This is a genomic window from Actinoplanes sp. NPDC049668 (assembly GCF_044465445.1).
Lineage (GTDB): Bacteria > Actinomycetota > Actinomycetes > Mycobacteriales > Micromonosporaceae > Actinoplanes.
The window spans coordinates 545646-558608 of the sequence record NZ_JBITLR010000006.1; the positions used below are offsets into that span (position 1 = coordinate 545646).

Below are 12963 nucleotides of genomic sequence, written 5' to 3' on the forward strand. Positions count from 1 at the left end.
TCACACGGAGTCCTTCTGTGCCCGGAGTTCGGCGAGCAGGCTGTCGCGGTCGGTGAGGACCTCGCTGAGGATCCGGCGGCCGGCGGCGAGCAGGTCGGCCACGGCGGGGGTGCTCAGGGCGTACATGACCAGGGCGCCGTCGCGGAAGGAGATGACGATGCCGGCTCGTCGCAGGACGGCGAGTTGTTGGGACATGTTGGCGGGTTCGATGTCGATGCGGGCCAGCAGGTCGCGTACCGGAAGAGGGCCGGTTTGGAGCAATTCGAGTACGCGGATCCGAACGGGATGCCCGAGTACCCGGAACATCTCCGCCTTGGCTTGATACAGCGGCACCGACACCGGCGGCTCCCACCCTGGTTTGCAACGGCCCGGGCGGTCGCCCAGGTGCTGGCTATGTCGTGCGCGGCCCACATTACCCAGCCGCGGCAGACCAGAGGAGCACCGCCGTTCGGGTGCAACGGTCCGTTACCTCTACCGGTTTGCTCGCCTTCCGATACTCGGACATTCCGAGATGTCGAGATGTCGAGTTGCGAAAAGTTGCAACTCAATCCCGAACATCTACATCATCGGGTACGGCAGTTCGCCGACATCGGACAGCGCGTCCGTTCCATTCGGGTGGCCGCCGAGCATTCTCAGGTCCTGGTCGTCAGGAGCCGAGAGGACGCAAATGACAGAGATGGATGTGGCGCTCAAGGACGCGTTGCAGGTGGACGGGGCGATCGCCGCGGCGATCGGCGACTACACGAGCGGCATGGCGCTGGGCACCGCCGGCGGTGACCACTCGTTCGATCCGGCGGTCGCCGCGGCGACCAACACGGAGGTGTTGAAGGCCAAGATGCGCACGATGGAGATGCTGGGCCTCAAGGACAAGATCGAGGACATCCTCGTGACGCTGGGGACGCAGTATCACCTGATCCGGCCGGTCACCGCACGCTCCGGCAAGGGTCTATTCATCTATCTGGCATTGCACCGCGATCGCGCCAATCTCGCGATGGCGCGGCACCGGTTGAAGCAGATCGAACAGAACCTTGATATGTGACGGGCAGCCTGCACGAATGGGCGCATGAGGACCGTTGCCGTAGCGCGGCCGCGGGTCCGAATGATTGTCATGCCGGGGCGGCGCAGCCCGGTCGCGGTGTCGGAAGTCGCGACACGCGCCCGGGTCGGCGCCGCCCCGGCATGACGAACCGTTTCGCCACGCCCTCATGGCGTCACGGGGCCGGGAACCTTACTGGGAGCGTTCAGGGTCGGCGGGACCACGATCGGTGGAGAGCGTTGGCGGGTGGCCGCAACCGGCGTGGGGTGACGTACGTTTTTTCAGTCGTCCGTTCCCTAAACAGAGCCAGGGCGAGGGCACCGCATGAGCGTGATCGATCTCGACCGGCCGGCCGCACCAGCTGCGCCGCAGTGGCGAGCACCGCACGCCTTCACCGCGGTCGCGCTGATCGTCGGTGTCGTGATCGGTGGCACCGTCACCTATGGATGGAACCTTCGCCGGCATTCCGCCGCCCGCGACGGTGAGGTCTCCGTGCTGCTCTTCGCCGACGCCAGGGAGGTCCCCGACGGGGGCCGTATCGTTCTGCACGGCAGGGTCGCCAGCGTCACGCTCGCCCGGCGGGTCACCCTGGTCAATGTCGGTCCGGCGCCGGTCAACATCCGCAATCTGACCGCCGGGCGGCCGGGGGTCACCGTGCGCGGGGTGGAGAAGCAGCGGTGGGTCGCCCCCGGCGTGACCGCGCAGGCCGACGTCGATGTGCAGGTCGACTGTCTCCGGGGTCTCCCACTGGGCCGGATACCCGTCACCCTCTCGGTGCAGACCCAGGACGAGCATTCCCGGACCGCCCATCCCAAGGACGCCTTCGACGGCACACCCTGGAGCGAGCAGGCCGAGACCGCCTGCGCCGGCAACTAGCGCACCCGCCCGAGCCCGAACGCATTGCGGCAGCTAGTGCAGCCGGTCGAGTCGGAACACGCGCCAGCAGCTGGTGCAGCCGGCCGAGCCGGACCACGCGCCAGCAGTTGACGCAGCTGCCTTAGCCCGAACGTGCCCGGGCCGAGCGGCCAACGCACAGTTAGGCGAGGCCGAACGCGTGGCGGCAGTGGGGGAGCAGCGCGCGTAGCACCGTGTTCTCCTCCCTGCGCCACACGAGGGCGAGCAGCGCGGGGATCTCCACCTCGTCGACCGGTACCGCGCGCAGCCCGTCATGGTCGGCGGCCATCGAGGCGCTGAGGATCGCTACGCCGAGGCCGCGGGCGGCCAGGTCGGCGACCGCGCCCGGCGCGGTCGCCTGCAGCGCCACCGCCGGCCGCATCCCGGCGGCCGCGCAGGCTTGATCGAGCACGCTGCGGATTCCGGTTCCCACCGGCAGACAGATCAACGGGTACGCCGAGAGTCGGCGCAAAGGCACACTTTCCTGCTCGGCCAGGGGGTGGTCCGGTGGTACCGCCGCGACCAGGCCCTCGCTGAGGATGGTCAGGGAGCGGAGCCCGTCCGGCGGGCCGCCCGCCGAGCCGACCAGGGCGATGTCGCAGGCGCCCGCCCGGACGCTCTCGACCAGCACGTCGGAGTTGTCCTCGGTGAGGGCGATCTCGATGCGCGGGTAGCGGCGGTGGAACGTGGCGAGGGCGTCGAACAGCGGGGTGATGTTGCAACCGGTGATCATTCCGAGTTTCAGGCGGCCGCGGACCAGGCCGTTCACCTCGTCGCAGGCGTGGCGGATGGCCTGCGCGGCGGCCAGGGCGGCGCGGGCGTGCGGCAGCGCGGCGGCGCCGGCGGGGGTGAGGCGGACCATGCGGGCGGAGCGGTCGAACAGGTCGGCGCCCAGTTCCCGTTCGAACTGGCGGATCTGTGCGCTGACGCCCGACTGGGTGATGTGCACGCGGTCTGCGGCCCTGGTGAAATTGGCCTCCTCGGCCACCGCCACGAAGTATTCGAGCTGCCGCAGATCCATGAGCGCTGATCATAGCTATCACAACAACCATCTGTTGGACTTGTCACTCGCGCGGGGTAAGGCTGGCATCATGACCGATCGCGAGAAGGCCGCCAGGCCCGAGGATCTGACCCGCCTCTTCGTCGAGCGTGCCAACGCCGGCGACGCCGAGGGCATCGCGCTGCTCTACGAGCCGGAGGCGGTGATGGCCTACCCGCCCGGCCGGCAGACGGTCGGGCGGGACGCCATTCGCCGGCTGTGGGAGCAGGCGCTGCCGCACCTGCCGGCCTTCGAACCGGAGGCGCCGCTGCCCACCCTGATCAGCGGCGACCTCGCGCTCACCTCGACCCCGCCGAAGGACGGCTCCGGCGCCCGCGCCCAGGTGGTACGCCGGCAGCCGGACGGCACCTGGCTCCGGGTGCTCGACCAGCCCGAGTTCATCACGCCGCGGGAGTGACGGGACGCGCCGTTGTGGACGGTGAGCATCGAGCACTTCAAATGGCCTGGGGCCAGCGGTAGCCGAGCAACTGACCGCCGCCGGGAGCTGCCCGCGCCGGGTCGAAAAGGCACAGGTCGAAAAGGCACAGGTCGAAAAAGCTCAGTTTGCAAGCCGCCAGGTCGCCGGGGACCGCGCGTCGTCGAGTCGTACGCCTCGGTGCGAGCAGCTGATCATCCGGTTCGCCGCTCTTACTCACCGCAGAACCTGCGGCTTTCGTGCGACCGGTGAGCCCGCCTGGCGACTCGCAGGTCAGCCTACACGGGTCATGCACGCCCTCCCGCCGGCGACGATAGGGCGTACTCGGGACGGGGGTGATTTCGTGCTACCGTGGGTTCCAGTTCTGAATCCGTTGACGTCACCGCGCCTGATGGGTAACCGTTCCCGTCCGGCGCTTTTTGTTTTACGCCATTTCTCTCGACGGGCACAGACATGATCGTTCAGAAGAGCGTCATCATCGCTAAGCTCCGCGAACGCGGCCAGAACGTCCGGGCCGACTGGGTCGACCGGGAGCTTCCCGACGAAGTCGACACGTTCCGGTACAGCGGGCTACTGGCCACGCTGCACGTCGACCTGAAAGAACTCCAAGAACCGTCCTCGTAGCTGACCCACCACACAGATCATCGGACCGGTGAATGAAACCTACCGACCAGCACGATCCCGCTCTGTTCCTCGCCCCGGCCGATGCCGTCGTGCCCGAGCCCGAGGCCGAGACGGCCGACAGCAGCGCCGAGGCGATGACGCGCCTGCGCGACCCCTTCGCCGTCGCGACCGAGCCGCCGCGCAACACGAGCCGTCGGGGCTGAGCCCCCGGCTCGGTTTTCCACAGGATCTCCACAGGCCTTACGGCACCAGCACCATTCGGCAGTCCGTGCGGTGCCAGGCCGTGGCGACGTCCTCCATGCGTACCGTCTCGAAGTCGACCGTCAGGCGGCCGGCCGCCGCGTGCGCGGCGACCAGGGTGAGTGCCTCGGAGCGTTGCGCGGGGGTCAGTTCGTTGTTCGTGTAACCGAGCACCCGCAGCGACCCGCCGCGCAGCGTCGCCGAGTCCATCGGCGCGGTCGCGCCGGCGGCGTCGCCGAGGTTGACCAGCCGGCCGCCGGGCCGCAGCGTCCGCAGCGCGGCCGCCGCCGGCACCCCGAAGAGCGGATCGAGAACAAGATCCACCGGGCCGTCCGCCGCGGCCCGCAGCCGTGCCGCCAGCCAGGCGACCTCGGCATTCTCCTCCAGCGGTACGACGACAGTCGCGCCCGCGCGGGCCGCGCGCCGCTGGGCCGGGCCGGATCGGGCGGCCGCCACGACCCGGTCGGCGCCGGCGAGCAGGGCGAGCCGCACCGCGGACTGGCCGACGACGCCGCCCGCGCCGAGCACCAGCACCCGCTCGCCCGGTCGCAGCTCGCCGCGCCAGGTCAGGGCCATCTGCGCGGCGACCGCCGACAGGCCGAGCGCCGCCACCAGGGCGTGGTCGGCGCCCGCCGGCAGCTCGACGGTGTCGGCGGCCCGCACGGTCGCGTATTCGGCCATGCTGCCGTCGCCCGGGCGCATGCCCGCGCCGGTCGGGAACCACACCGCGGTCCCGTCGTCGCGCAGGCCGACACCCTGGACACCCGGCACGTACGGGGTGGCCGGCGTGCCGAAGTACGAGGTGCCGGACGCGCACAGCCGGTCGAGCGGGGTGATCGACGCCGCGGTGACGCGTACCAGAATCTCGTCGTCTCCCGGCACGGGCGTCGGGCGTTCGTCGATCGCCGGTGCGGCGCCGCACTTGTGCAGCAACGCGGCGCGCATCAGGTGGCGATGTCGGGGTAGGGCATCGAGAAGTGCGCGAGGCGTGCGCCGAACGCCTTCTGATACTCCAGCGGGCCGTGGTCGCGCTCGAACATCGCGATGAACAGGGTCAGCGTGAGGAACGGGTGCGCGCCGAGGGAGAAGAGCGCGACGTGGTCGTGCCCGGCGAGGGCCTCGCGCTCCTCGTCGGTGAAGCGCAGCCAGGTGCTGGCCTCGCCGCCGTGGCAGTTGAGCACGCTGTTGGCGCGTTCGGCCTCCCACCACAGCACGGTCTCGCGCGGCTCGACGCGGTAGCGCTCGACCAGCTCGGGGTCCCGGTCGACCGTGTACAGAAACTTGTCCACCAGGTACCTGCTCATGTCGGCACCCCGTTCGGGTACCAGGTGAAGTAGGCCTCCATGGTGTGGAAGAGGTCGAGGCTGTCCACGTGGTCGGCTTTGCGGCCGGCGCCGGCCACGCCCATCATCAGCATGAAGTCCATGAAGCCGTGGGTGGCGTTGCCGGGCGAGTGCAGGCTGTCGAGGGTCACCTCGGCGAGGCAGCGTTCGATGTCGCCGGTGGCGATCCACTCGACGGCCTTGGCGTCGAACTCGGGGTCCGGTCCGTGCGGGCCGAACTGGCGGGGCCCGCCGAGCTCGAGCGACAGGTGGCCGGTGCCGACGATCGCGACGCGCAGGTGGCTGGGCCAGGACTCGACGATCTCGCGAATGGTCTGTCCTAGCTGGACGAAGCGCTTCGGCTGCGGCAGCGGCGGCGCGAAGATGTTGGTGTAGATCGGCACGATCGGCAGGTCGGCCTCGGGCCGCAGCGTGATGATCGGGCAGGTGACGCTGTGGTCGATCCGCAGTTCGTTGCTGAACGCCAGGTCGAAGCCGGAGTCGAGGCCGGCGCGCAGGATGTGCGCCGACAGGTCCTCCTGGCCCTTGAGCAGCATCCTCGGCAGGCCGAACTCGCGCTCCTCGTTGTACCAGTTGGCGTCGTAGAACGGCGCCTTGCCGACGAGGAACTGCGGCATGTTGTCCAGCCACAGCTGGTGGAAGTGGTCCGAGCCGACCATGACCAGCACGTCCGGGCGGGCCGCGGTCAGCGTCTGCCGGAACGCGGTGATCTTGCGGACCCACTCGTCGGCGAAGGGCGGGCGGTCCTCGCCGGTCGCGGTGCTGGCGCGGTAGTAGAAGGGGTGATGGGTGGAGGCGATCACCGCGGCGACGGTGGCCATGGCGGCTCCTTACCGGTCCTCGTAGACGGCGTTGCGGTCGACGGTCAGATAGACGTCCATGCCGATCGGGGTGCGGCGCTCCTCGGCGAGGTGGCCGAGCAGCCCGGCGGCGCGGGCCAGCAGCGCGAAGCCGCGCAGCAGGTCGACGGGCAGGCCCAGGTCGGCCAGGGCCGCGCCGCAGACCCCGGCGCCGTTCAGCGGCAGCGTGCGGCCGAGCACCCGCGGGTGTACCCGGCCGACGGCCTCGAACAGGCGCAGGTGCGGGCCGCGCAGGCCCTCCTCCTCGGCGATGCGGATCAGCACGGGGGTACGGGGGTCCTGCCGCTTGTGCACGGGGTGCCCGAGGCCCGGCACGAGCCTCTTGCCCTCGTGAGCCGCGGTCACCGCCTCGAGCGCGAGGGCGTCGAAGCCGGCGTCGTCGGCCGGGGTGCCGCTTTCGAGCGCCTCGGCCAGGAAGCGCGCGCAGTCCTCGGTCACGCCCAGGAAGCGCGAGCCGCCGCCCAGCAGGCCCGCGGCGAGCGCGCCCTGCAGCGACTCGGGCGCGCTCAGATAGGTGAGCCGGGCCGCGATCGCGGTCGGCGTGAAGCCGTGGTCGGCGAGCGCGACCAGCACGGTCTCGAAGACGCGGACCTCGCCCGGCGTCGGCCGGCGCCGGGCCACCAGCCAGTACGCCAGCTCGCCGAAGCCGACCCGGCCCATCAGGTCGGCGGCGAGATCCTGGCCGAGCAGCCGGATCCGCTCCTCGTCGGAGGTGCCGATCGCGGTCGGGAACCTCAGTCCTTCGTCAGCCACGCGCGGATCTCCTCACCGTGCTCGTCGAGGCCGGGCGGCGGCAGCTCGTAGCCGGCCGGCGTACCGGAAAAGGTGATCGGGTTGCGGACGCCGGGTATCCCGCCGACCGTGACCACCGGGTCCAGGCCCAGCTCCGCGGCGAGCGCGACCCCGCCGTCGATGGTGTTGATCGGCGCGCAGGGCACGCCGGCCGCGAGCAGGTCGCGGAACCACTCGTCCTTGGTGCGCCGGGCGAGCCGCTCCACCAGGATCGGGCGCAGCTGCTCGCGGTTGGCCGTGCGGTCCTGGTTGCGCCCGAAGCGCGGGTCCTCCGGCAGGTCGGGCAGGTCGAGCACCTGGCAGAGGCGGCGGAACTGCCCGTCGTTGCCGGCGATGACGATCAGTTCGCCGTCGGCGGTCGGCAGCGGCTCGTACGGGAAGAGGCTGGGGTGCGCGTTGCCCATCCGGTAGCCGACGTTCCCGCCGGCGACGTAACCGCTGGAGTGGTTGACCAGTCCGGACAGTGCGGACGAGAGCAGGTTGACCTCGACGTGCTGTCCGTCGCCGGTGGCGGCGCGGTGGTGCAGGGCGGCCAGGATGCCGATGTCGGCGTGCATGCCCGCCATCACGTCGAAGACCGAGATCCCGGCCCGGTACGGTGGCCCGTCGGCGTCGCCGGTCAGGCTCATCAGGCCGGAGATCGCCTGGATCATCAGGTCGTAGCCGGGGTATCCGGCGCCGGCGCCGGTGCCGAAGCCGCTGATCGACGCGTAGACGATCCGCTCGTTCGCCGCCGCGACCGTTTCGTAGTCGAGCCCGAAGCGCTTCAGGCCGCCGGGCCGGAAGTTCTCGATCATCACGTCGGCCCGGGCGGCCAGCCGCCGGGCCACGTCGAGGTCCTCGGGCCTGCCGAAGTCGAGCGCGATCGAGCGCTTGTTGCGGTTGATGCCCAGGTAGTAGGTCGAGACGCCGTCGCGCACCGGCGGCATCCAGGTGCGGGTGTCGTCGCCGGCCGGGCCCTCGACCTTGATCACTTGGGCGCCGAGGTCGGCGAGCAGCATCGTCGCGTACGGCCCCGCGAGGATCCGGGAGAAGTCCGCGACGAGCAGTCCGCTCAGTGGTCCCATGTGCCGTCCTTCGAGGGTTGTTGACCGTCAGGCGGACGGCCGTCCGCGCTCTCGCCAGTCTCGACCCGTGCATATTTGGCTGTCAACAGCATCCTTGACACTCGAAGTGACTCGCAACACACTGGCCCCGAGATGGTGACCGCCTGGCGGACGTCTGTCCGTCGGGCTTCGAAGGGAGTTGACGGTGAGATGAGTGACAGTGTGCTGTTCCGCAACGGCACCGTGCTGACCATGGACGACCGGCACACCGTGCTGCCGGATGCCGATGTGCTCGTCGTCGGCGAGCGCATCGCCGAGATCGGCGTCGGCCTCGCCGCGCCCGAGGGCGCCACCGTGATCGACGCGTCCGGCGGCATCGTGATGCCCGGCATGATCGACACCCACCGGCACATGTGGCAGACCGCGATGCGCGGCTACGGCGCCGACTGGACACTTACCCAGTACTTCGTCTGGTACTACCTGGAGTCCGGCAAGCTGTTCCGCCCGGAGGACATCCACGCCGGCAACCTGCTCGCCGCGATCGAGTCCATCGACGCCGGGATCACCACCACTGTCGACTGGTCGCACGGGCTGCAGACGCCGCAGCACGCCGACGCGGCGGTCGACGCGCTGCAGGCGGTGCCGGGGCGGTTCGTGCTCGCGTACGGCAACATCCAGCAGGGGCCGTGGGAGTGGTCGGCCAGCCCGGAGTTCCGCGACTTCGTCAGCCGCCGGATCACGCCCGGCGACGACATGCTCGGCTTCCAGATGGCGTTCGACGTCACCGGCGACCCGGCCTTCCCGGAGCGGGCGGCCTTCGAGGTGGCCCGCGAGCTGGGCGTCCCGGTCACCACGCACGCGGGCGTCTGGGGCGCGACCAACGACGACGGCATCCGGCTCATGCACGAGAACGGCTTCATGACCCCGCAGACCGTGTACGTCCACTCGGCGACGCTGAACCACGACTCGTACCACCGGATCGCCGCCACCGGCGGCTCGGTCTCGGTCGCCACCGAGAGCGAGCAGAGCGCCGGCCAGGGCTACCCGCCCACCTGGATCCTGCGCGACCACGACATCGGCGTCTCGCTGTCGATGGACACCAGCGTGTGGTGGAGCGGCGACCTGTTCTCCGCGATGCGCAGCACGCTCGGCGCGGACCGTTCGCGCGAGCACATGGAGGCGCACGGGCGCGGCGAGACCGTGACCCACGTGCACCTGCGCGCGGAGCAGGTCGTCGACTGGGCCACCCGCGGCGGCAGCCGGGCGCTCGGCCTCGACGGCGTCGTCGGCAGCCTCGAGCCGGGCAAGAAGGCCGACGTGGTGCTGCTCAGGAACGAGAACTCGCCGGCGATGTTCCCGATCCTGCACCCGTACGGGCACGTGGCGTTCCAGGCGCAGCGCGGCGACGTCGACACCGTGCTGGTCAACGGCCGGATCGTGAAGCGGGACCACCGGCTGGTCGGCGTCGACCTGGCCGCCGCCCGCGCGCAGGTCGGGCGGACCGTCGAGTACCTGCGCGGGGAACTGGGCGAGGAGGCCTGGGCGCGCGGCATGAATCCCGACGTTCCGGAGACGAAGGTGCGCGACAACCCGTACACATACACCGAGTGGGACGCCGGCTCGGCGCAATGGAAGCATTAGCCGCTCGGACGGCGACGGGGGAGGGCTCGATGACACGGGAGACCGGTCCGGACTTCATCGAGGCCCTCGCCCGCGGGCTGGACGTGCTGCGCAGCTTCCGGCCGGGCCGCCGGGTGTCGACGCTGAGCGAGATCGCCGTCGACACCGGGCTCGCCCGGCCCACCGTGCGCCGGATCCTGCTCACCCTGACCGAGCTCGGCTACGTGCGGTCCGTCGAGCGCGGCTACACGCTGACACCCCGGGTGCTCGAGCTGGGCATGGCCTACGTCAACTCCCTGGACATGTGGGACGTCGCCCGGCCGCACATGGAACGCCTGGTGTCGCAGACCGGCGAGTCCTCGTCGATGGCCCAGCTCGACGGCTCCGACATCGTGTACGTCGCGCGGGTCGCCGTACCGAAGATCGTCACGCTGGCGGTCTCGATCGGCACCCGCTTCCCGGCGCACGCGACCTCGATGGGCAAGGTGCTGCTCGCCGCGCTGGAGCCCGCGGAGCTGGACGCGGTACTGGCCGAGCCGGGCCGCTCGGGCGTCGACGCCCGGTGGCGGCCCGACCGCGAGTCGCTGCTGCGGTCGCTGCGCGAGGTCCGCGCCCGGGGCTGGGCCCTCGCGGATCAGGACCTCGCGCTCGGCATCCGGTCCATCGCCACGGGCGTGCGCAACGGCGACGGCCAGGTGGTCGCCGCGCTCAACGTCACCGTGCACGCGGCGGAGACATCTGTCGATAAGTTGACAGGTGCGTACCTGCCGTTGTTGCTGCATGCGGCCGCCGACATAAGCCATGACTGGTCTTTGCTGGATACGGCGCCGATCGTGGTCCGCGGCTGAAGGCTTCATTCACGGCATTCACAGGACTCCGGCTGGCCGGAACCGGGTGTTTACGGGCAGGATCGGCGCATGACGACCTCCGGCCGCCTGCCTTACCCGATCGCGCTGACCGGTGATGGCATCCAGCTGCGCGAGTGGCGGGACGAGGACCTCGACGACCTGGTCGAGCTTCTCGACGAACCGGACATCGCACGGTGGACGCCGATGCCGTCCCCGTTCGACCGCGAGGCGGGCGTCGCCTACCTGAAGCGGGCGCGGCAGAGCCGCGCCAGCGGCCAGCGGATCCAGCTCGCGATCATCGCCGCCGGCCGGCCGGTCGGCGAGGTGCTGCTCTTCGGCGTCGACGCCGGCCTCCGGGAGGCCGAGCTGGGCTACCTCGTCGGCGCCGCGCATCGCCGGCACGGGCACGCTTCGACGTCCCTCTCGCTCCTTTCCGGGTACGCCCGCAGCGAGCTCAAACTCAGCCGGTTGCTGCTGCGCATCGACCCGGCGAACACGGCGAGCTGTGCCGTCGCCCGGCGCTGCGGCTACCGGCTCACCGGCGAGCCGCCCATCCTGCAGGAGGGCCCGTACGGCCCGAGCAGCCTGGACACCTGGGAACTCGTCTCCGTCGGCGGCGGAACCCGCCTCGAGCGGCTGAAGAATGTCGCAGCCCGGCGCTACGGTCGTCGCGGGTGAAAGGTGGTTCCCATGGACGTGGACCGCGCACAGGTGATGGCATACCGGATCGCCGCACTCGGGCTGGCCGAGCGGGGCCGGGACCGGCCTGGTGACCTGCCGGTGCTCGACCTGGGCGTGCAGGAATACACGCCCGGATCGGTGCAGGTCGCGCTGGCCGCCCGCACCACCGCGGAGCTGACCGACGACCGGCTGCTGATGGTCTGGGCCGCCCGGGGCGCGCCGCATCTGCATCGCCGCCGCGACCTCGGTGCGTTGGTCAAGGCGTTGTGGCCGGTCAGCGACGCGGACGCGTCGACGCGGATCAACAGCGCCCAGATCCCCCAGGGGGTCAAGCTGGGCCTGAAGGCGTTCGAGGCGACCGCGAGCGCGTTCCGCGAGGTCGTCACGGCGTCCATGCCGCGGGGCGAGGCCAGCACCCGGGTCAGCGCGCTGGTGCCGCGCGAGCTGACCTACGACTGCCGGTCCTGCGGTGCCCGGCACATCGCCGGCAACGTGTGGCAGCACTCCGGCCTGGCGGGCGGCGTCGAGGTCGAGTCGCGCGGCAAGGACGCGACGCTCGGCCCGATCCGCGACGCGCCGCCGCAGCCCGAGCGGAACGCGGGCATCGGGGACCTGATCGGGACCTATCTGCGGCTGCTCGGCCCGGCCACCCCGGCCGAGGTGGCGAAATACCTGGGCAGCACCACCGCCGAGCTCAAGAAGGTCTGGCCCGGTGACCTGGCCGAGGTCCGGGTCGACGGCCGCAGGGCCTGGCTGCCCGCGTCGGCGGAGGCCGGGCTCGCCGCCGCCGCGCCCGCGCGGGGGGTGCGGCTGCTTCCCGCCATGGACGCGCTGCTGCAGGCGCGCGACCGCGACCTGCTGGTCCCGGAGCGGGCCCGGCAGAAGGAGATCTGGAAGCTGCTGGGAAATCCGGGCGTGGTGCTCAGCGACGGCGAGATCACCGGGGTGTGGCGGGCCAGGCTGGCCGGCCGCAAGCGGGTCGACCTCACCGTGACGCCGTTCGGCCCGATGACCGCCAGGGCCCGCAAGGAGGTCGAGAAGGAATCCGCCGTGGTGGCCCGGGCCCGCGGAGTCGCCGACGCCACCGTCACCTTCGCCTGAGCACACCGGCCGTCCCGCTCGGCCGATGCCGACGGTCGCCGAGCCGGATCGCCCGGGCCGGGGCGGGGATCACCAGGCTGGGGGGAGGCCTCCGGGGGAGGGGCGGCTGGGGCGGCAGCGGTAGGTGAGGGCGGCCAGGAGGACCGCGCCCCACACCGCGGCGACGGCGGCCGCGCCCCACCAGCCGAGGACGCCCAGGGCCAGGACGGCCGCCCAGACCACGCAGGCGGCCAGTACGAGGGAGGTCGGCACCCGGCGGCGGGCGGGCGCGTGGCCGCGCATCCGTGCGCAGAAGTCCGGGTCGTCCCGGCGGAGCTGGCGCTCCAGCTGAGCCAGTCTGCGGCTGTCTTCCTTGCTGAGCATGTCGGCACCTCCGGCGGGACCGGACAGAAAGCACACCGAC

Annotated in this window: 17 protein-coding genes; 9 read left to right on the top strand and 8 right to left on the bottom strand. The window is 71.2% G+C overall.

Annotation, left to right across the window (positions count from 1 at the left end):
• Positions 1-339, bottom strand: a complete 339-nt coding sequence (locus ACIBSW_RS27040; RefSeq protein WP_184997785.1) for a helix-turn-helix transcriptional regulator — start codon at positions 337-339, stop codon at positions 1-3.
• 328 nt (positions 340-667) lie between these two features.
• Between ACIBSW_RS27040 and ACIBSW_RS27045 the strand changes: the two genes are divergently transcribed.
• Complete coding sequence (locus ACIBSW_RS27045; RefSeq protein ID WP_354719829.1) at positions 668-1039, top strand: hypothetical protein; 372 nt, start codon at positions 668-670, stop codon at positions 1037-1039.
• 321 nt (positions 1040-1360) lie between these two features.
• Entirely contained in the window at positions 1361-1912 is a 552-nt protein-coding gene (locus ACIBSW_RS27050) for a hypothetical protein (RefSeq protein ID WP_354719831.1), read from the top strand.
• 160 nt (positions 1913-2072) lie between these two features.
• Here ACIBSW_RS27050 and ACIBSW_RS27055 read toward each other — a convergent pair whose 3' ends face one another.
• Positions 2073-2951 (bottom strand): LysR family transcriptional regulator, encoded by an 879-nt coding sequence (locus tag ACIBSW_RS27055; protein ID WP_354719833.1) that lies wholly within the window; start codon positions 2949-2951, stop codon positions 2073-2075.
• Between the two features lie 70 nt (positions 2952-3021).
• Between ACIBSW_RS27055 and ACIBSW_RS27060 the strand changes: the two genes are divergently transcribed.
• The 3 genes from ACIBSW_RS27060 (at position 3022) to ACIBSW_RS27070 (ending at position 4232) form a co-directional block, all read left to right on the top strand.
• Entirely contained in the window at positions 3022-3387 is a 366-nt protein-coding gene (locus ACIBSW_RS27060) for a nuclear transport factor 2 family protein (protein WP_354719835.1), read from the top strand.
• A 471-nt stretch (positions 3388-3858) separates the two neighbouring features.
• Complete coding sequence (locus tag ACIBSW_RS27065) at positions 3859-4029, top strand: hypothetical protein (RefSeq protein ID WP_354719837.1); 171 nt, start codon at positions 3859-3861, stop codon at positions 4027-4029.
• 32 nt (positions 4030-4061) lie between these two features.
• On the top strand, positions 4062-4232 hold the full coding sequence (locus ACIBSW_RS27070; protein WP_354719839.1) for a hypothetical protein: 171 nt from the start codon (positions 4062-4064) through the stop codon (positions 4230-4232).
• Between the two features lie 37 nt (positions 4233-4269).
• On the opposite strand, the gene ACIBSW_RS27075 is transcribed toward ACIBSW_RS27070, so the two are convergent.
• From ACIBSW_RS27075 to ACIBSW_RS27095, 5 genes are read right to left on the bottom strand one after another with little or no spacing between them, the layout of a single operon-like run.
• A complete protein-coding gene (locus ACIBSW_RS27075; RefSeq protein ID WP_354719841.1) occupies positions 4270-5214 on the bottom strand; it encodes a zinc-binding alcohol dehydrogenase family protein in 945 nt (314 codons plus the stop codon).
• Positions 5214-5573 (bottom strand): hypothetical protein, encoded by a 360-nt coding sequence (locus ACIBSW_RS27080; RefSeq protein WP_354719843.1) that lies wholly within the window; start codon positions 5571-5573, stop codon positions 5214-5216. Before ACIBSW_RS27080 ends, ACIBSW_RS27075 begins: the two co-directional genes overlap by 1 nt.
• Positions 5570-6433: an extradiol ring-cleavage dioxygenase gene (locus ACIBSW_RS27085; protein ID WP_354719845.1), complete on the bottom strand. Its 864-nt coding sequence runs from the start codon at positions 6431-6433 to the stop codon at positions 5570-5572. The genes ACIBSW_RS27080 and ACIBSW_RS27085 overlap by 4 nt, the downstream gene beginning before the upstream one ends.
• Positions 6434-6442: 9 nt before the next feature.
• A complete protein-coding gene (locus tag ACIBSW_RS27090; protein WP_354719847.1) occupies positions 6443-7225 on the bottom strand; it encodes a citryl-CoA lyase in 783 nt (260 codons plus the stop codon).
• Positions 7207-8331 (bottom strand): CoA transferase, encoded by a 1125-nt coding sequence (locus ACIBSW_RS27095; RefSeq protein WP_354719849.1) that lies wholly within the window; start codon positions 8329-8331, stop codon positions 7207-7209. Before ACIBSW_RS27095 ends, ACIBSW_RS27090 begins: the two co-directional genes overlap by 19 nt.
• A gap of 189 nt (positions 8332-8520) precedes the next feature.
• On the opposite strand from ACIBSW_RS27095, the gene ACIBSW_RS27100 reads away from it, so the two are divergent.
• The 4 genes from ACIBSW_RS27100 (at position 8521) to ACIBSW_RS27115 (ending at position 12560) form a co-directional block, all read left to right on the top strand.
• Entirely contained in the window at positions 8521-9951 is a 1431-nt protein-coding gene (locus tag ACIBSW_RS27100) for an amidohydrolase family protein (protein ID WP_354719851.1), read from the top strand.
• Positions 9952-9980: 29 nt separating this feature from the next.
• Entirely contained in the window at positions 9981-10778 is a 798-nt protein-coding gene (locus tag ACIBSW_RS27105; protein WP_354719853.1) for an IclR family transcriptional regulator C-terminal domain-containing protein, read from the top strand.
• Between the two features lie 69 nt (positions 10779-10847).
• Positions 10848-11456, top strand: a complete 609-nt coding sequence (locus ACIBSW_RS27110) for a GNAT family N-acetyltransferase (protein ID WP_354719855.1) — start codon at positions 10848-10850, stop codon at positions 11454-11456.
• A gap of 12 nt (positions 11457-11468) precedes the next feature.
• On the top strand, positions 11469-12560 hold the full coding sequence (locus ACIBSW_RS27115) for a DNA glycosylase AlkZ-like family protein (protein ID WP_354719857.1): 1092 nt from the start codon (positions 11469-11471) through the stop codon (positions 12558-12560).
• Positions 12561-12629: 69 nt separating this feature from the next.
• Here ACIBSW_RS27115 and ACIBSW_RS27120 read toward each other — a convergent pair whose 3' ends face one another.
• A complete protein-coding gene (locus ACIBSW_RS27120) occupies positions 12630-12923 on the bottom strand; it encodes a DUF3040 domain-containing protein (protein ID WP_354719858.1) in 294 nt (97 codons plus the stop codon).
• Positions 12924-12963: the final 40 nt, after the last annotated feature.